Genomic DNA, 18,710 nt, shown 5'->3' on the forward strand with positions numbered 1-18,710 from the left:
ATTTTGTTTAAAGGTGGATTCCCATTAATGAAAGCATCTCCTTGCCGTACCTCGTCCCCAATTCCCTGTACCCCGCCGCATCGAAATGCAGATGATCCGGCCCCGCCGAACAGCCTTCCGAAGAAATAACATGCGCAGTCGGTATCGTCTGCGGCAGCGTCGCAATGATGCGGTTCATGCTGGCGCACTTACCCTGCTGATCCGCCCCCACGACCTCTCCCGCCAGCAGCGGCACCGAAGCCGCATTCAGATGCAGATCGGCCAATAGCCGATCATACACTACCTTCACCTTCGCCGGCCATAGGCTGTCACCCGTATTCGATTCCCCCTGATGCAGCAAGATTCCCTTGATCACCCCTTCTGCTGCGCCAGCTTCGCCATTTCCAACAGCCGTCCATACGGATCATCATCGTACTGTTTTACCGTATTCTTCATCCACGACGGCGCCGATGAAATATAGGAGGCATACTTTTCCGTATCGAATAACTCTATTTTACATCCACCAACCGCCACATTGATCACCCCCACCCGCACATTTGCCGGAAGATGCGCGACAAGCGTCCTCCCAAAATAGTCCGCCGGCGTCAGCCCCGTCCTGCAGCGACACAGCGGCGGAACAGCAGTATACCAGGACCCCTTTACCCTCCCCAGATCAGAACAGTCGACCGCCGCAAGCACCTGAAACCGCTTGTCAACCAACGTATCCTGCGCCTCGAACCGCGCATTCCCTTCCATATTCGATTGCCCCAGACAGAGGTAGACGTAAAAATTGCTATCCTGCGAGAAACCCGCCATTGAAAAGAAAAAAGGCAGAAAAACAGCAAGCACCTTTTCATAAATCTAATTTATTTATATTTTTTTAAACCGATTGCAGCGTCCCCTCTTTTATTTTCTTAGCAGCCTCACCTCATAGATCCCCGGTACCGCAGACCCATCCGCCGCCCGAAAAACAACAGTAAGTTCCGTCGCAGACTTCAGTCCCTCCGGAAGCCCGATCTCATAGTCTTTAAATTCCTTTTCCCCGCCCGCCGTCAGTTCAACACGGGCCACGCTTTGCCCATTCACCAGCACCTCAAACCGCTTCGGACCATCCGTCCCGTAATAAGTAAATCCGATCGCCGCCCCCTGTCCGACCGCATTGGCCAGTCGATAGCTGAACCAGCCCTTCGCCGACCGGTAATGCCGCTCCCGGAAAAACCCCGTAACGGTATTCTCGCCCTTCCATCCATGATCAGACTCAGGCTGCTGCTCTCCCGGATATACCATATCGACTGTCGCCGCCTCCTTACGAAGTTTCTCCTGCTCTCTTTTCTTCAGCGCAGCCTCGATCTTCGGGATGTCCGCCTTCCGGGCATACGGCCAGTACATAATATAGCGCGATTCATGGATCTGAAAAAGGGCACTACCCCGGCCGGCGGCTTCGCCGTGGAGAGATCGTCTATCGCCAGCATCGGCGCCTGATCCAGCGGCATCAACTTTCCCCGTGCGATATGCCCCCACCTGCTGCTGTCTGCCCACAACCCCGCCATATCTTCCGTACCGGTTGGCGCAGCAAGGACGATCGGCCCCCCTCAAAAAGGCCACCCAATGACTACCGTCAGGCAGCCCCTCCGCCATGGTCCGCATCGGCAGGCTCACCTCCACCTCATCCTTATTCTTCCATACCCTGTCGACCGCCAGATACCCGTCATTCCCAACCACAGCCTTTACCGGCTTTCCATTAACGGCAACAATTTCCTCTCCCCCAGCCACGAAGGCCGGCGCAATTTCACGACCAACCGCCGGGCCCCCTTCACCGAAACTTCCAGCTTCGTCCGCTCTGCAAACGGAAACGAAGTCCTCTGCGTCAACACCACTCCCTTCTCCCGCCAGTTGACCACCGACGGAATAAATAAATTCACATACAGCGCATCGCCACTATGCGCATAGATCAGCTCCCCATACTTTCCATGATTTTCCATTCCCGTACCCACACAGCACCAGAAAGATTCCTGCGCCGTTGAGTACACCCGGTAATGATTCGGACGGATCGGCGTAAAATAGACGAACCCTCCTTTCGGGTCCTGCGAAGAAAAGAATATGATTGTATAAAGTACGTTCATAATAATCCATATAACCGCTGCGCGCGTCAGACAGGAACAACAGCCTTGTAAGCTTCAGCATATTATAGCTGTTGCAGGTCTCCGGTCCCTCCCTCGACTCCAGCATAGGACTGAAATCGTCCACCGGATTGAAATGCTCTCTTACACTGTTCCCGCCGAAGACCACCGAGCGCCGCTCTGTCACCTCCGTCCAAAAGAACCTCGGCGGCCCGCTCCCAGCTTGCTGTCCCCCGAGATCATCCCGATCCGCATAAATCCGGTAACCTTGGGTATCTGCGTATTGGCATGCAGCCCGGTCAGTGAATCCACCCCACGCTCCAACGGCATTAGGATCGCCTGATGAGAGAACCGCCGCGCAAGCGCCAGATACTTTTTATCGCCGGTGATCACCGACAAGTTCGCAAATACCTCATTCATCCCCCCATGCTCATTACCCAGCATCTGCTGCATCTGAGCATCACTCAACCCGGACACCAGCCCCTCACACCAGTCCGCCAGCCTAATAAAGATCCGCCTCGCCTGCTCGTTACCGGTAAGCAACCACGCATCTGCCAGTCCCGAATACAGCTTGTGCAAATCGTACCAGGGAGCCCACCGGCTCCAGATCGCGCTGACTTTTCCCGCCGCAATAGCCGCCCACAAAGCCTTGCCATCAGGAATGCCGCCCACATAGCCGTTACCATTCCTGTCCTGACATTTTTCCAGCCAACCCAGCATGTACTCGAGACGGTCCCTGAATACCGTATCCCCCGTCGCCGCATACAGCTGGGCGACAGCACTCAAATAATGCCCCGCGATATGACCATCCAGCCCCTGACTTTCCCAGTTGCCATAGTTTGGTGCCAGCGGAGTCAACCCCGCATCCTTCAGAAAAGGAGCCAGCAGACGATCCTCATTCAGCGAGAGGATATATTTCGCATCCGTCTCCTGCGCCCGCAAAAAAGGACTCTCCAGCAGCCGCACTTCCGAAAGAGCAAAAGATTCCACCGCCTGGCCACGCACACAACAGGCGACCAGAAAACAAGCAATTGTAGTTAATATGTTCTTCATTTTCCCGATTGGATTACCGCATAAAACGCGGGTTTCGCTTGCAGCAGCCTGTCAAAGAGAAGAGGATAGTTAGTCCTTCCGCGCACAGGGAATCCATTCAACCAGGACTGACCATCATCCACGCCCCAAAAGGTAACCCGCCCGATCTTGTCGTGGTATTTCATGAACAATTGGAACAACTTCGAGTAACTATCAGCCAGCAGCGTCTGCACCGAGTCCGGCAACCCACCCACATACGGATTCAGCTGGTCCGCATATTCCGCACGCTGGTTCACGTCAGCCGTATTGTGCCCCCGGGACTCGGCAGCACGGAGAGGTCCAGCTCGGTAAACATCACCTTCACACCCAGCGCCGAGAACTCGAGAATACTTTTTTCGATATCCTCCATCGGCACATGCCCCGCGCTCCAGTGGCCCTGTATCCCTATCCCATCGATTCGAACCCCGCCGCCTGTATCTTCTTCACCAGCGCCACCACCCCTTCCCGCTTTTTCTCATGCTCGATGTTATAGTCGTTATAGTACAACTGGGTATGAGGCGCCGCCTTCTGCGCCAGACGGAATGCCTCTACGATATAGTCGTCCCCCAGCTTTTGCTGGAATACCGACCTGCGCAAGGTTCCATCCTCGTTCAGTGCTTCGTTAACCACATCCCACGAATAGACCTTTCCGTCATACCTTCCCGCGACGGTCGCGATATGATCGGTAAAATATTTACGGACACTATCCGCATCCTGCATCCCACGCATGAACGCCGGCAGCTGACTGTGCCAGATCAGACAATGCGCATTCACCTTCATGTGGTGTTTCGAGGCGAAACTGACGATCTCGTCCGCCTGCTCAAAATTGTACCGGTCCCACCCCGGATGGATCAACGCCGCCTTCATATTGTTCTCCGGCGTGAATGTACTGAACTGACGGTCGATCAACTCCGTCATTGATGAATTCCGCTCCTCCACCTGCGCCATATTCAGCGCGGCGCCGATCAGAAAATCGTCTTTGAAAACTGTTTTTAAAGAAGGGAGGCCCGTTAACTGGCATACCGCCCGCGGGGAGTACATAAACGTTGCAACAGCAACCATCAGAATAGTGTAGAATCGGCTTTTCATTTTTTTGTATTTGTCATAGACAAAACTATCCCCGCGACCATCGCAAAGCCTCTCCAATTAGCGATATTTATAGTACAAATGTTTAAATTCTCACTTGCCCACCCTGAACCAGTCAAAATCCACATACCCACCAGCCTCCTTCGTGGCATAATCAAACAACCCAAACCGATACCCCATAAAATGCGGCAGCGTATACGCCATCTGCAACACCGTCCCGATAGACACCCAACTCTTCCCATCCAGGCTATAATAAAACTTCGCCTTATCCTTTTTGTCAGAGAAATCACAATCCGCCTTGAAATACACCAAACGCTGACCCAACGGCACGGTCGCCGCCTCCACGCCCTCATTGACCATGACGATCGACCGAACCCCACCCACCATTTTCACACCCACCCAGCCATACCGCCGCTGCAGCAGGATCAACCCCGCAAAATCCCCATCCTTCATATGCGAAACATCGATAGCGGTCGAACCCGAACACTCCGGCCCAAAAGTCCGCTGCGTCAGCATATTCCTCGCAAACAACACACTCGTATCCACCCGCCCCGTCATCAGCCGCAGCCAGCCGCGACGCGCAGACACCGACCAATGCTTATCATCCGGATTATGATTCCGCTGCCACACCAGCGGCAGCGCCGGCTCACCCGCGCGACGGTCAAACTCATCCGAAGCCACAATCCCCGGATCGAGTCCCAGACTGCCCGGCAACTCCAGCGAATCCGGCACCTTACCATCGACGCCCAGCACCGGCCACCCATCCCTCCAGCTCACCGGCACCAGGTAAGGTACACGGCCCACCGACCCATAATCCCTGAAAAGATAAGCATACCACTCGCCGGAAGGCGTATTCACCAATCCTCCCTGCGCAACCCCCTTATCCTGCAGCGCAACCCTCCCTTCCCGGGGCCCGGTCAGCCTGTCCGCCCGGTGGACGATCACCGTACGCATCCCTCCCTTCGGCCAGGAGATATTAAACAGATAATACTTCTCATTGATCTTGAACAGCTGTGACCCCTCTGCCGGAAGACCGATATTCGGCCCGGCAACGGCGCTGGCGTTTTCGATGATCGGCTGCGGGGACGTCCCAGGACGGATCCCCGACAGATCGTTGTTCAGCTCCGTCAGCATAATGCGTCCGCTTCCGTTGACCAGATAAGCCTTTCCGTCGTCATCGAAAAACAACGAGTGATCGTGAAAAGAAGGTTTGAAAGACACCCCCTTCCACGGCCCTTTCTCGATATCTCCCGTAGTATAGATATAAGTCTTCCCCGTCGTCCCGGAAAAAGTACTCACATAATACTGTCCATTGTGATACCGAAGGCTACTGGCCCACGAACCACGCCCATAGTCACTCTTTCCATTGTTCAGATTCAACCGGTCGTCATCGTCGAGCACGTCATAGGCATAGCTGACCAATTTCCAGTTGACCATGTCCGTCGACTTCATGATCGGCACACCCGGGTTCATATGCATGGTCGTGCTGCTCATGTAATAGACATCACCCACACGGATAATCGACATATCCGGTACATCGGCATCGATAATAGGGTTCCGCGCCACATGGCTATCCACTTGTCGAATCGAACCGTATCCAGTCGACCTGCAACCCCGCTGCCTTCCCAACCACCAACAAATTCTTAACCCCCGAAACCTTCCCCTTCAACGGAACACTAACCACCCGCCACCCGCCACCGGCAGGCACATCCACTTCGCCGATCACCGAAGCCCCGGCACGCACCTCCAAAACCCCACCCGAAGATGACGCTACCTTCGCCGTCAGCGATTTCCACGGCGTCTTTCCAAAATCGACACTATTGTACTGCACAGAAGAACCCGGCGCATCGAATACGACCTTCCATCCCTTAATCCGCTCCAACGAGTCTAAAAAAACACTCCTCGCCCCATCGATCCTCGTATACCTGTCCAATTGGATCGGGCCACCCGCCGGCGTCAGTCCAATTCCCCTCAACGTCGGCACAACCTTTCTGATACTCCCATCCGCCTCAAAAACAGACTATCCGCCCGAATACTCCTGTTCTTGTCAAAATCTGGTGAAAGATCATTATGATGATAGAATAAATACCACTGCCCCTTAAAAGAAACCACAGAATGATGATTGGTCCAGCATCCCGTCGGCGACTCGTCCATGATCACGCCTTTAAATTGGAAAGGCCCCAGCGGATTGTCGCCAACAGCATACTCCAGGCGCTCCGTCTTAGCGGCCACATGAGGATAGGTCAGATAATAAACACCCTTGCGTTCAAATACCCACGGCCCCTCTTTCAATCCTTTTGCAGGCAGCTGAGAAAGCACCACCGGCTCAGACGCCAGCCCCAGCATATCCTCCCGAAGCCTGGCTGCATAAAGATTCCCCTCGGCCCAGTATAGATAAGCCTGCCCGTTCTTGTCGATAAAAACATTCGGATCGATGCCCGCTACGCCCCTGATCGGTTCCGCCTGGGGAACAAAAGGCCCTCCGGGATGATCGCCAATCGCCACACCGATCCCAAAATGTTTCCCGGCAGACGTGTCCTTTGGCCGGGAAGGAAAATAAAGATAGTATTTGCCATTCCTGAACACACAATCCGGAGCCCACATGCTATAGCTGCTGCTGTCCACCCAGGGTACGGTCTTCTGACTGATCACCATACCGTGATCTGTCCACGCCACCCCATCCGGCGAAGAAAAGACATGGTAGTCTTCCATGTTAAACCAATTCGGACGCCCCACGCCGGGCGCCCAGTGAATATCATGGGACGGATACACATAAATGCTATCGCCAAATACCCGGGCCGAAGGATCGGCCGTATACTGGTCATGGATCAGCGGATTCTGAGCACGAACATACCCGCAGCAAAACACAGCCGCCGCAACCAAAGCAGACAACTTCTTCATCAAAATAAATTTAAATTACTGCACCAATACAAATCCTCCATTCGGCTGGACATCCACCGGAACCTCTCCCGACCCCTTCACCGCCAGTTCCTTTTTTACGGCCACACCGTTTACGTCATCCCCATACAGCCACATTTTCTTACCAGCCACCATGGGCAGCTGCAGCCGAAGCCTCAAAGGCTCCTTCATGGCATTCACCCCCGCCACATACCACCTGTCACCATGACGACGGGCAATCACACTATATTTTCCGGGATATCCGTCGATAAAGACAGTTTCATCCCATGTTGTCGGAACCTCCTTCATAAAATCGATCTCAAAACCCGGCACGTCCGTCAGATTATTGGGTGTAAGACCGAACATTTGTACAGGATTCTGATACAATACCGAAGTAGCCAGCTCGAAGCCATCGGTCGTGAGCCGCTTGTTGCGCCCTTCATTACTCCTGACCAAATATTTGTTCAGCAGGACCCCGCCGAACTCCATACTTCCCACCGAATTACGGATAAAAGGATGCAGCGTGGCATTATATGCTTCCTTTTCCCTCACCCCCTGCGAAAAGATCAGCATCTCAGAAGCGACCACCGCCTCACTCCCGACATAATTGGGATACATCCGCTCCCACCCGCGCGGCAAAGTCGCACCATGAAAATCGATCATCAGACCATAGTCATTGGCATCGGACAAGATCTCCTCGTACAACCGCATCGTTTCCTGCTTGTCCCCGCCAAAAAAATCCACCTTCAACCCTTGCACTCCCACACTCTTCAACCATTTCATTTCCTTCTTCCGCTCGATAGCCGTATACATCTTATTTCTCGGCCCTGCGGCGCGTCGTTCTCCGGCCCGTTGGAATTATACCATAAGAACACACCCACCTTTTTCGAACCCGCATATTTCACCAGCTCAGCCATCCTGGACTTCCCAATATTCGTATCCCAAAACGCATCCATCAGAATATATTCATAACCCATGGCCGCCGCCAGATCGATATATTTCACCTGGTCCTCATAATTCATGCTCGCGTCCTGCCAGACGATCCAGCTCCATGTCGCCCGTCCGTAGGTAAAAACTTTCGAAGCCGCATACAACGGCTCGACTACGTCAAAAGGAATAGTAGTTTCCACAATTGGTTTCAGCGTCTCCCCTACAGTGATCGTTCGCCACGGCGTCACCCCGGGCAGGGCAATCGCCGCCCCCGTGCCTCCAAATCCATTATTCTGTCGGCTATCCGGATAATCGACCGTATAAGTCCGGCCATTCCGGCAATCACCAAGATGCGAGGCGCAGTAGAGACTGCTCACCCCCGTTTCCGACAGCAATACCCAACCAGACGAACCAACGCGGAACAACCCCGGAAATACAAAACCCCCATCCTTGAAATTTGCCGTATCCATCGGGAGATCCGCGCCATACAGACTTTCATAGCTCGGCGCCGTTCGCGCAAACCCCGTCATTGGATTCATCATCGGCGAAAGAAAAGTCGTTGTACCCGCAGGAAATCTAAAACCAGTAGCCTCTTTCCCGACCACACAGGCCATTCGCTGTCCCCATACCGGCAGTTCATACCGGAAGGCGATGTCATTATTGCTGACCTGAAAGACAATATCGAACCTTCTTTTCTGAGCATTTTCGAAACTACAGCTCAGCCTGTTCGCCGAATAATGCACCTGGGAACGCTTGATCTTCTCCTGCGTATAATCCTTATCAATAGTACTCGCTGAGTCTCCCAACATTCGAACGCCCGTCGTAAAATCCCCCTCATTCGATTCAAATCCCAGCGGCGAATTTTCAAGCATCACCTTATCCTTATAACTAACCGAGTAATACGGCCTGTCGTCAACAACGCTTATCGCAACTTTCAGCTGTTTGTCGGGGCTGGATACAACCGCCAGTACTCCCACAATATATTTCAATATCATTTTCGGGTATATTGATTAGGTTCACCAGGCGTCGGAACATTGCTGGCGATAGGTGCACCACCCGCATGAGCACGGGTTAAAGGCGCGGCGAAAGTTACACCACCCCCTGACACCTCCGTTCCCGCAGCATGCGCCTGTTTCAGTGGTTCGGTCACTACAATCGAATCCGCCTGGGGACCACGGTTCCCGCCGCCCCGGCGTCTCACCACAACAGACGCCACCACAACAGTTTCCCCGCCGACAGAGATCTTCTCTCCAGCCTCGAACCCAGCCGCACTTCCAACGGGAATAACCGTTACACCGGCGTCTATACCCCCTTCCATCGTCGTACCACCGGCCCCGCCAATAACCGCGATTGTCGCCGTCTCGGCATTCGCACCCGATCCAATTATACAAGGCTGTCCAATAGAGAAATTCGTCACACTGGTGACCTTTACATTATTCACCCCCGCTGCAGAAGCCAGGGCGAGCGCCATCGTATGCTGCACAAAAATCATGTCCGTTGTCATCGTTGTCGACCCCATCCGGGAAACGCCCGGCACTCCTGTCCGCCTGCTCTCCCGAAAAACCTCCCGGCCTGAACCCTCTCCCCATACCGGGCGAAGGCGCATAACTCCCATTCGCTCCAGTTCCCGAAACAGCCTGATAACCTTCGGCCATCCAGGGATCCACGAGCCCTCCGTAGTTCAGCCCATCGACAATATTCCCCTGAGCATCCCTCAGCATCATACAGCCCGCACCCGCCGCCAGTGCCGGACCTCCAAACCACTGATCAGGCTTCCTTACACCCTGATACCCCGCGTTCTTCACCTTCTCATCCCGCACCGATTCGTCAATCCCCCAGTCACTCGCCAAAGGACGATCAACCGTAATACTGAACACCAGCGGCAATACAGGCTCATTACTCGAGTGCGCAAAGGCCGTCGCCGGCTCAAAGTCTATACCGGTTCCCCTCACACTAAAAGGAATATTCGCCGAATGATCGAACTTCAGCGGCGCCGCAAGCTCAAGCCCAGTCCCCACATCCTCACCGGCCGCAAACGGGCCCCGCCCCGGTCCACGCGAGGAGGCCGTCCCGACCTTCGTCACCGTCACCGTCTCTATTCCGTGGCCCTTACTGTCGATATCAAGTCTGATTTTATCCCCCACGGAAATATTAGCCACCGAAGAGACCTTGATATTGGTGGCGCCGGCCTTTGCATCCGCGGACAGATAAGCCTGCGTACCCGGCTTACCCACAGCCTTGATCGTAACCACCTCATATTTCTCAATCCCAAGACCAACCGCCGGATATTTTGCTCCGTAACCAATAGCCATCTTATCACCAACCTTAAACCCTTCTATGCTTGCAACAGGAATATTGGTAGCTCCCGCCGCAATCGTAATGACCGGCCCATCCGGCACCGGCTGCCACACCGTAGTAGGACTACCTGGCACGAATGGACGTCCGAAACTTCCCGGAGCCGCCCCGGGCTGAACAGGCGAAGCACTCACACTCACGATCCGGCGGCTCTCCGCAGCCAAACCCGTCCCGATCCTGACCTCATCACCAGCCGACATCCCGCTGATATTCCGCACAAATACAGTAGTCGACCCCTTCTTCGCCGGCACCACCAATCCGGAATTCGCCAGACCCAGCAAATAATAACTATGAGCCGCAAGCTTCGTCCCCACAGCCATCTTCAAAGATGAGAATACCGGCATCTGCGTAGCATGCTGCAAAAAGCTCCAGTTCGAAAGATCAACTTCTTTCTCTCCGGCATTATACAATTCAACAAAAGAATTACTCTGATTCTCTACAGACCCGTCACTAATGCGAAACTCGTTGATCTTAACCGGGCTCACATTCCGGACCTTTTCTACAGTCGTTTCCGAAACGACTGCCCCACCGGCCTTCCACGTCACAGAACCAGTCAGATCTCCGTTATAAGCCTCCATCCCTGAACTCACCTTAAAGGTTGCACTCACCGTTGCCCCCGGCGCGATCTCTTCCGCAAACTTCTTCGACCCCACACCGGAATTCAATACCTCCGATCTCCAGCCCCTGGGAGCAACCACGCTTAGCGTCACATCCCTTACCGGGCCACCGGTAGTATTGACAAACGTCACCGTACAGTTCTGCGCGGAACCCGGCGAAAAAGTCTGCAGTCCCGGCGGCATATTTACCGCACTGGCCGGAGTCAGACTCAGACGCTGCACATCATACCTGGCAGCCACCACATTCGCCTGTATCTTCTGATTGACCTCCTTCGTCGGGAAGGTGCCGGCCGCAGTCATAGCCCCTTCATAAAAGGTCCCCTGCGAGCCGTTACTGTTGTCTCCCCCGTTGCCCAGCAGGATCGCACCCTGCTTGCGCATCGGGTCATAGCTGTTTCGGTCATTGGTCACGCGGGAACCATCGTACATGATCTCGAGCGCACCGCGCTGGGCGTCTCCACCCATCGACCTCCAGTGATGCGGCTCACCATCCGCCGTAGCCGTCACGAACCGCCAGGGCACGCTCGGCAACATCGGGCAGAATTTATCATTCGGAGAAGGGTTGACACAACCCACCAGATTATTTTCCTGATCTGTCATCACCCAGGGTCCATTCCCCTGCCCGTGATACCAGGGCGTAGTATTGCCAAAAAAGTCGTCTCCATCGTACCGTCACCGTCATCCCGGCTATCGGTCTCCGCGTTCCCGTAATCATAGCAGCATCCATTATTGAAATGGTGGCCATTGATGACCCAGTACTGCCCTTCCGCCTGATCGTCCACCGCGGTCCCTTTGGCGTCATTCTGCCGGAGACCCATACCCGGTGCGATAAATACGCCATAGACCTTATGCCCCATCAGCGTAACCGGAGCCATAGTCGCAACCGGCAGATTGTTGAACCCACCCATCGCCGGCCCGCTGAAACCTCCATGAGGCGGCTGCACCAGATGGTTGCCGTGACCCGACTGGTCATACAATACCGTGATCCAGCAGGCAGTATTCGCGCAAAACGCATCCTGGGCCGCCGCATCGGCATACCCCGGGATCGCCGGCGCTGGCCTTTACCACACCGATATCCAGCGTTTTTCCATCCGACTGCCGGAGTACCTGATACAACGGCCCGTTATACGAAGCATACAACGCCCTGGTACTGCTATGCGCAACGACGCAGGGACTGCCGCCCTCAGCATAAATATCACAGGGGCCCTGGGGCCTGGCCGCAACCAAATTCGAACCCGGACCGGCGGCAACACCGGTCAGCAAAACAACGTTAACAACGAACAATATACTTTTCATGAAAATGTATTCTTATTTAAAAAGCAGGCTTGCATATTGTCTCAGTGATCTGCGCCAGGTCTGCCATTCGTGAGCCGTCCGCGGCGATTCATAGTAAACATGCCGGATGCCCGCCTGCTGCAGCGCTTCATGCAGTCCCCTGATCCCCGTCAGCATCCTCGCCGGCTCGGCCGTCCCTACACTAAGATAAAGTACTTTCACCTTCTGCGCGAACCCAGCCGGATCCGCCCAGGCCCCACTATAAAGCCCGGTAACAGGAGTTCCCGCCTGCAGAAATGTCGCCCCGCTAAAACCGCCGATATAGGCAAACTTATCAAGATTGGTCATCGTCGTCTGGAAAGTCTGGAACCCGCCCATCGAAAGCCCCGCCATCGCGCGATGGTCTTTGTCCGCGATCGTCCGGAACGCACTGTCGATCATCGGTACAATTTCCCTGACCAATACCTCCGGAAAAATATTATTGTTGCTGCCTGGCAACCCGCCCGGTGCAGCCTTCACCCGCCCGCTCGGATCGGTAGCATAGCCCCTGTCCATCACGACCAGCATCGGGACAGCCTTACCCTCGGCAATCAGATTGTCAAGAATAAAATCCATCTTCCCCTGCGTGCTCCATCCCGTCTCGTCTTCCCCCGCCCCATGCTGCAGGTAAAGCACCGGATACCTTTTGTCGGGACTCTCGTCGTATCCCGGAGGTGTATAAACGAACGCCCTCCTCCAGGCCCTGGTGATCGGAGAATAATAATGGACCGACCTCACCTGCCCGTGCGGCACCGGCCAGGCCTCATAAAACGCACCGTCCCTGTCCGGAATATCGATCCCGCTCGCCATACGCCCCATGCCATAAAAGGTCTGGCTGGAAACATCGATCCCAGGCACCCCGTCGATCAGCACCGAATAATAATGAAACCCTTCGACAACCGGATCGGTATTAACGACCCAGTACCCGCCGGTGTCTTTAGCCATATCGTATTTGCGCACCAGGTCGATCTGCACCCGCTGCGCTTCAGGAGCCTTTACCCGAAAGAACACACTGTTGTCCGGCAATACCTGCGGATATGGCACACCCGGGATATTCGTCGTCGCCGGCTGACCGACCGAAGCCTTTAGCCAGGCAGGAAACCTTGCCGTATCGACCGGCCTGAACAGCAGCTGCGAGTACAGATACAAGCCATCTTTCCACACCTTGAAATCATGCACTCCCGGCTCGATATAATAAATATGCGGAACACCCTTTTCCACCAGATAATCGTGCGTCCTGCGACTGAACGTAATAAGTCCATCGGAAGCCCCGCAGGAGATCCACAGCAGCTTCAGCTGCCGGCGGGCCGCAGCCGGATCCGGCACCAGCTCCTCCGGCCTCTTCGTATTCGGCGCCGCCGAGAACGCTCCCACCCACGCAAACTTGTCCAGATGGCCAAGCCCGAAATTCAGCGATTGCCCCCCGCCCATCGACAAGCCGGCGATCGCCCGGTGATCCGCATCGGTAAGCACCGGCCATTTCTTTTCGATATAAGGGATCAGATCGTTCAGCAGGTCCTGCTCAAAAGTCGCAAAAGCCCTGACCTTCGCCGTATCCATAATATTTCCGACGGCCCGGTCGTCCTTCATCGCCCTGCCGTTCGGCAGCACCACGATCATCGGCTCGATCTTCCCCTCCGCATAAAGATTATCCAGTATCACCTGCGGCTTTCCCCCGTTCAGCCACTCTTTCTCATCCCCGCCGATACCATGCAGCAGATACAACACCGGATACTTTTTCTTCTTCGAATACCCCGGCGGCGTATACACCAGCGCCCTCCGGTTCGTCCCTACCGTCTTTGAGGGATAGGTGATTGTATCGATCCGCCCGTGATCGATACCCGAACGCAAAGAATCAAAACCCACAGGCCCATGCTTTTCAATAGACTGGGCCTGGACGAGTCCTGTCAGGATCAACAGGACCAGCCCAAAAAAGAGTTGCTTTTTCATTGGTGCTCTATTTCTTTTTGGTAAAAACGATATGCTTTAAAAAGATCGTCTGCTTCATTCCCGCAGGCCACCTGACAAAAACATCATGACTGCCAGACACCGGCTTCAGCAATGCAGCCGTCGCCGTTTCCTCCCCATCGCTCGTCCGGCCCTTCAAATTCACAGTGGCGACCTTTCGGCCGTTTTCCAGGTCGTCGATCCATACCTCGAGCTTACCCCCATGGGCCGCAACAGCATCAACCGACACCCCCGACGCCCCGCCCAGGTAAACGCCCGAGATCATCAGCCAGCCCCCGTTGACAGAAGTATTCGTCACCGCTTTATCCACCGTCTCGACCCCAAAGTAATTGGAGTACCCCATCGCCGGCAGAGGCGAAAACCCGTCCTTGCAGACAAAACGATCAAAATCCGCAGCCCGACCCTCCGCAAACAACCCGACGCTGGTTCCTACCCAGGAGTTGAACCCCGGCTGCGCCTTGTCGAGGGCTACCGCGCTCACCGGCTCGCCAACCGCCTTCCAGGCCTTTCCATCCCCACTGCAATAACCCATAAGCTCGTGCCCGTTCCTCACCAGCTTTAGCCAAACCTCCCGACCCATATCATTCTGCCACGCTTCGCTCCTGTCCATCTATCTTTAAAATGATCTTCTTCCCATCATCGAATCCCGTATACAGGCGGACGATCTCATGCTGATTGCCATTGGTCAGCAATATCCCCGCCTTATCCGCAGTATCCACCGCATCCGCCTCCACCCTCGTCACCGCGGCATAATAATGATCCGTCTCCTTCTGTACAACATGTGCCCGGTCGCCCGAAGGCGTCAGCCGGATCCAGCCCTTCCGGGCGCTCAGCGAATACTCCTGCGCCGCGATCCTGTTGAGGAAATGCCACCAAAGTCCAAGACTATCGGAATCGAACTCGTCGCCCTGGACACTCCGCCACGAAATGCGCGAATTCGACAACCGCGGCAATCCGATCGGCGTCGTCACAGGAGCCATGCCCCACGGACGGTCACCCTCCCAGACCACCGGGAACAAAGAAGTCTGCCGGCCCGTGCCCGACCAGTCATCGTCCGGATATTTTTCGTAGCTCTGCCCGATCGTCCACCAGGTTCCGTCAGCGAGCTCCAGCGGAGCCGCAATATGATTCGGCCGCCTGAAACCTACCTTCGAATCGGTCACCGGCTTAAAGAAATCCCCCAGCCGCTCCCATTTGGTCGAATCGCTGGTCAGCTCCCTCGTTCGCAACACATACTGCCCCCCGGAAACATCCCCGGCAGGGAAATAATAATAATACCCGTTCCTTTTACACATCACCGGCCCCTCCGCCCAGCTATACTGCAAGCCGGCATTTATCCAGTCCAGGTTGATAACGGTATCCGTCAGCCGACCATCCTGACCCAATGCCTGCAGCCTGTTGACCTTCTGCATGTTCTTGATCACCATATACGGCTTGCCGTTATCATCCACAAAGATCGAATTGTCATATCCCAGATTGCCCGTGGCGGAATTCGTCTTTACCTTCACCGCCTCGCTCCACGGTCCATACGGCGAGGATGCCTTGCTGAACCACTGCCCGCCGGCCGAGAAATACACCCAGTAGGAGCCGTAGAAGTAGGTTATCGCCCCCTGCCAGATACCCGCCGAAGGCCTGTCCGTTACAAAGCTCGCCCTCGAAGACGGCACCACCCTGCTGATCACCTCCCAGTGAACCAGATCCGTGCTATGATATACGGGCAGATACGGATTGAAATGAAAACTCGATCCGCAATGATAAAAATCCTTCCCCACCCTGATCAGCGTGGGATCGGGGTGATCCCCCGGCAATACCGGATTCGCATAGGTCATCACCCTGCTATAGAACAAAGACGAATCTTCCGCCCCCTGCTGGGCACGCAGCATAGAACCGGCCATCAACAGACAGGCCAGTCCAAAGCCCCTGAGAATAAATTGTCGCATATAGTTGAATATTCACAGCCTTAATATCCAGGATTCTGATACGCCTTCTTCGCCGCGTCACTTGTAGCCATGGCATCGATCTGCCCCTGCGGGATCGGCTGCAGATACAGCTGAGGCGTGATCGTCCGGGTGTTCGTGATCGGCGTATGGTTGCCATAGGCAATACCGCCGATCGTATACGTCGCGTAATTATAGCCTTCCTGATTATCCTGCCCGAACCGCTGCGTCCTCACCAGGTCGTAAAAACGATACCCTTCTCCATAGTACTCCCTTGAGCGCTCAGCAAGGATATACCCCACCGTGATCGTCGCCGGCGTTGCCGCAACCATCGCCGCGCTGTAGTCGGCCACCATAGCCGCCCTGTTCGCATTGCTGTACTTCCACTTACCGGCCCGCGCACGGATCACATTGATCAGCGACCTCGCGTCAAACCCGGACTGCGTCGCCGCACCCTTCACAGCCGCTTCGGCCGCAATAAAATAAAGCTCCGAGAACTTGACGCCCGTATATGGACGCGTGCTGCCCGCATTCGGATTCCCTAATCCGCCATTATTGTCTGTACGATAAGGACCCAGCTTCCAAAGTCCGGGATACACAATTCTGTTATATGCGCTCGGCGAGATGACAAAGTCAGCCCGGCCGGACAATACCCCGGCCCCTACACTGCTCTTATACGTACCATTTGAATAGTCGATCCCGGGTACGTCGTCATTCAAAAAGGTCAGCACGGGACTCCCTTCCTGGATCGGCATATTGTTGGCATTATACAAAGTCGTATAAGGCAAACCCGCCTCCACCATATTGCAACGGTACACCGTCGTAAAAGTGCCGTCATACCGCGCGTCATTCGTCTTGTCGGCAAAGGTCTTCGTAAACACCTCGATCGTCGGCGCATTCCTCACCCACGGACGCCCACCCCACTGCTCGGAAGCACGCTGCACGGAATATACAGAGCTCCAGGAAGAAGACGAACTCGAACTCGTGATCGAAGGATAAGACCAGGTCTGGAACCAGCCGGACCAGTTGTCAGGAGTACCGCCGGCCCCATAGCTAAGACTGCTCACATTGTATTGCGTATTCTGCTGCGTATGGTCGGAATACAACATACACTCATTATTGTAGTCGTTCGTGGCCACATTGACGTCATAGAATGTCGGCTGCAATCCGTAAACACCCGGGTTCTGGATCGCATTAACCGCAATATTGTACGCCTGCTGATAGTACCACGCCGGATCGTGCCCGTCCGGATCCTTCCTCGGACTCCCCGTCTCCACCGGATACGAAGGGATACTGTTGGGATTCTCCAGCCACCATCCATAAGTAAGATAGGCTTTGGCCAGGAAAAGTTGGGCCACCTGCTTGGTCACCGCTCCCATCACCCTCCGCGTGGAAGGCAGCGCAGCAACCGCCGCGTTGAGATCCGGGAATATCGCCTTTGTATACACGATGGATACCGAATCACGGGCCGAAGTCCTTATGGTTGAGGTATTGAACTGCAGCCTGCCCGATCCGAGATCCAGCGGGACGCCGCCAAAGGTCTGCACCAGCAGGAAATAGTCGAAGGCCCGGAAGAACTGCGCTTCCGCAATATAAGAAGGCGCAACTCCCGCCGCGGTCCCGTATTGAATAACACCGCTGGCCGTATTGATATAGGGGAAGGTATTCCCCCACAGCTGTCCGGCATCGCTCAGGGTCGGAGTCGGATGAACACCCGGCACAGAATAGTCCTGCGCCTGGAAATTACTCCCGCTGCCGCCACTCTGTCCCCAGGTCGTCTCATCCGTTCCACACTGGCACATATTCCAGTAATAAGCGTTACCATAAATATTCCGCAAATGCGCATACAGCGCCGTTATCCCCCCAAGGGCGCCATTCTGGGTCTGGAAATACTGCGGGGTGAACGAAGCCCGCGGAGTTTCATTCAAAACTTTTTTACATCCCGACGCGAGGACCAGGGCCGACAGGGCCGCTCCTCCGAATATATTGGAAAGTCTGCGTTTCATATTGATCGTTTTTAGAACGTTACATTTAAGCCTAACAGATAGTTACGGGTCGAAGGCGTATTGGTGCCGATCGTAAGGATCCGGTGAGGAACCACCGACGTCACAGCCGAATTCTGGTCACCATAGGAGTTGGTCTCCGGATCCATATGCGACATCTTCTCATAAGGAGAGAAGAATACAAACGGATTCTCCAGCGTACAATAGATACGCATCCGCTCGATGCCGGCAGCCTTCATCCATTTCTGGTCGAAATTATACCCCAGGGTCACCGTGCGGATCTTCAGGTAGGAGGCGCTGAAATAGCCGAGCGTGCTGCCATACGCGGGGTTATCGCCGCCTACGCCACCCGGCCGGGGGCAAACGTGTTGAAATCATTCGCATGACTGTTCGTCGGCGTCCAATAGTCGACCCTTACGTTGTTCCCCGACC

Annotated in this window: 19 protein-coding genes and 3 pseudogenes; all 22 read right to left on the bottom strand. The window is 54.9% G+C overall.

The window, feature by feature from the left end; genetic code table 11:
* Positions 1 to 7: 7 nt before the first annotated feature.
* The 22 genes and pseudogenes from ACQ86N_RS27985 to ACQ86N_RS28090 all read right to left on the bottom strand — a co-directional run bounded on the left by ACQ86N_RS27985 (position 8) and on the right by ACQ86N_RS28090 (position 18,550).
* A complete protein-coding gene (locus tag ACQ86N_RS27985) occupies positions 8 to 355 on the bottom strand; it encodes a sialate O-acetylesterase (protein ID WP_431209927.1) in 348 nt (115 codons plus the stop codon).
* Positions 352 to 828 (bottom strand): sialate O-acetylesterase, encoded by a 477-nt coding sequence (locus tag ACQ86N_RS27990; protein WP_431209928.1) that lies wholly within the window; start codon positions 826 to 828, stop codon positions 352 to 354. The genes ACQ86N_RS27985 and ACQ86N_RS27990 overlap by 4 nt, the downstream gene beginning before the upstream one ends.
* Positions 829 to 885: 57 nt before the next feature.
* Entirely contained in the window at positions 886 to 1,752 is an 867-nt protein-coding gene (locus ACQ86N_RS27995; protein ID WP_431209929.1) for a DUF6805 domain-containing protein, read from the bottom strand.
* A complete protein-coding gene (locus ACQ86N_RS28000; RefSeq protein WP_431217626.1) occupies positions 1,707 to 1,961 on the bottom strand; it encodes a hypothetical protein in 255 nt (84 codons plus the stop codon). The genes ACQ86N_RS27995 and ACQ86N_RS28000 overlap by 46 nt, the downstream gene beginning before the upstream one ends.
* Before the next feature lie 33 nt (positions 1,962 to 1,994).
* Positions 1,995 to 2,286 (bottom strand): annotated as a pseudogene (locus tag ACQ86N_RS28005) (beta-L-arabinofuranosidase domain-containing protein); the annotation flags it as partial.
* Positions 2,283 to 3,152, bottom strand: a complete 870-nt coding sequence (locus ACQ86N_RS28010) for a beta-L-arabinofuranosidase domain-containing protein (protein ID WP_431209930.1) — start codon at positions 3,150 to 3,152, stop codon at positions 2,283 to 2,285. The pseudogene ACQ86N_RS28005 and the gene ACQ86N_RS28010, both read right to left, overlap by 4 nt.
* On the bottom strand, positions 3,149 to 3,427 hold the full coding sequence (locus tag ACQ86N_RS28015) for an endo-1,4-beta-xylanase (RefSeq protein WP_431209931.1): 279 nt from the start codon (positions 3,425 to 3,427) through the stop codon (positions 3,149 to 3,151). Before ACQ86N_RS28015 ends, ACQ86N_RS28010 begins: the two co-directional genes overlap by 4 nt.
* Positions 3,424 to 4,259: pseudogene (locus tag ACQ86N_RS28020) on the bottom strand (endo-1,4-beta-xylanase). The gene ACQ86N_RS28015 and the pseudogene ACQ86N_RS28020 overlap by 4 nt, the downstream one beginning before the upstream one ends.
* Positions 4,260 to 4,349: 90 nt before the next feature.
* Complete coding sequence (locus ACQ86N_RS28025) at positions 4,350 to 5,885, bottom strand: glycoside hydrolase family 43 protein (RefSeq protein ID WP_431209932.1); 1,536 nt, start codon at positions 5,883 to 5,885, stop codon at positions 4,350 to 4,352.
* Positions 5,827 to 6,240, bottom strand: coding sequence for a carbohydrate-binding protein (locus tag ACQ86N_RS28030; RefSeq protein ID WP_431209933.1), 414 nt, complete (start codon positions 6,238 to 6,240; stop codon positions 5,827 to 5,829). Before ACQ86N_RS28030 ends, ACQ86N_RS28025 begins: the two co-directional genes overlap by 59 nt.
* The gene (locus ACQ86N_RS28035) at positions 6,228 to 7,157 is read right to left on the bottom strand and encodes a family 43 glycosylhydrolase (RefSeq protein WP_431209934.1); all 930 of its coding nucleotides are present in this window, start codon (positions 7,155 to 7,157) and stop codon (positions 6,228 to 6,230) included. Before ACQ86N_RS28035 ends, ACQ86N_RS28030 begins: the two co-directional genes overlap by 13 nt.
* A 15-nt stretch (positions 7,158 to 7,172) precedes the next feature.
* Entirely contained in the window at positions 7,173 to 7,967 is a 795-nt protein-coding gene (locus ACQ86N_RS28040) for a glycoside hydrolase family 97 catalytic domain-containing protein (protein WP_431209935.1), read from the bottom strand.
* On the bottom strand, positions 7,934 to 9,079 hold the full coding sequence (locus ACQ86N_RS28045) for a glycoside hydrolase family 97 N-terminal domain-containing protein (protein WP_431209936.1): 1,146 nt from the start codon (positions 9,077 to 9,079) through the stop codon (positions 7,934 to 7,936). Before ACQ86N_RS28045 ends, ACQ86N_RS28040 begins: the two co-directional genes overlap by 34 nt.
* On the bottom strand, positions 9,076 to 9,567 hold the full coding sequence (locus ACQ86N_RS28050) for a hypothetical protein (protein WP_431209937.1): 492 nt from the start codon (positions 9,565 to 9,567) through the stop codon (positions 9,076 to 9,078). Before ACQ86N_RS28050 ends, ACQ86N_RS28045 begins: the two co-directional genes overlap by 4 nt.
* Positions 9,518 to 11,356, bottom strand: a complete 1,839-nt coding sequence (locus tag ACQ86N_RS28055; protein ID WP_431217627.1) for a lamin tail domain-containing protein — start codon at positions 11,354 to 11,356, stop codon at positions 9,518 to 9,520. The genes ACQ86N_RS28050 and ACQ86N_RS28055 overlap by 50 nt, the downstream gene beginning before the upstream one ends.
* Positions 11,342 to 12,102 (bottom strand): annotated as a pseudogene (locus ACQ86N_RS28060) (arabinofuranosidase catalytic domain-containing protein); the annotation flags it as partial. The pseudogene ACQ86N_RS28060 and the gene ACQ86N_RS28055, both read right to left, overlap by 15 nt.
* The gene (locus tag ACQ86N_RS28065) at positions 12,026 to 12,352 is read right to left on the bottom strand and encodes an arabinofuranosidase catalytic domain-containing protein (protein ID WP_431209938.1); all 327 of its coding nucleotides are present in this window, start codon (positions 12,350 to 12,352) and stop codon (positions 12,026 to 12,028) included. The gene ACQ86N_RS28065 and the pseudogene ACQ86N_RS28060, both read right to left, overlap by 77 nt.
* Before the next feature lie 12 nt (positions 12,353 to 12,364).
* Positions 12,365 to 14,320 (bottom strand): alpha/beta hydrolase-fold protein, encoded by a 1,956-nt coding sequence (locus ACQ86N_RS28070; protein WP_431209939.1) that lies wholly within the window; start codon positions 14,318 to 14,320, stop codon positions 12,365 to 12,367.
* 7 nt (positions 14,321 to 14,327) lie between these two features.
* Positions 14,328 to 14,948 (bottom strand): hypothetical protein, encoded by a 621-nt coding sequence (locus ACQ86N_RS28075; protein ID WP_431209940.1) that lies wholly within the window; start codon positions 14,946 to 14,948, stop codon positions 14,328 to 14,330.
* Positions 14,920 to 16,278 carry a family 43 glycosylhydrolase gene (locus tag ACQ86N_RS28080; protein ID WP_431209941.1) on the bottom strand — a complete coding sequence of 453 codons (1,359 nt, stop codon included), beginning with the start codon at positions 16,276 to 16,278 and terminating at the stop codon, positions 14,920 to 14,922. Before ACQ86N_RS28080 ends, ACQ86N_RS28075 begins: the two co-directional genes overlap by 29 nt.
* 20 nt (positions 16,279 to 16,298) lie before the next feature.
* Positions 16,299 to 18,281: a RagB/SusD family nutrient uptake outer membrane protein gene (locus ACQ86N_RS28085; protein WP_431209942.1), complete on the bottom strand. Its 1,983-nt coding sequence runs from the start codon at positions 18,279 to 18,281 to the stop codon at positions 16,299 to 16,301.
* Between the two features lie 11 nt (positions 18,282 to 18,292).
* A complete protein-coding gene (locus ACQ86N_RS28090) occupies positions 18,293 to 18,550 on the bottom strand; it encodes a hypothetical protein (protein WP_431209943.1) in 258 nt (85 codons plus the stop codon).
* Positions 18,551 to 18,710: the final 160 nt, after the last annotated feature.

The organism is Puia sp. P3 (assembly GCF_050632245.1).
Lineage (GTDB): Bacteria > Bacteroidota > Bacteroidia > Chitinophagales > Chitinophagaceae > Puia.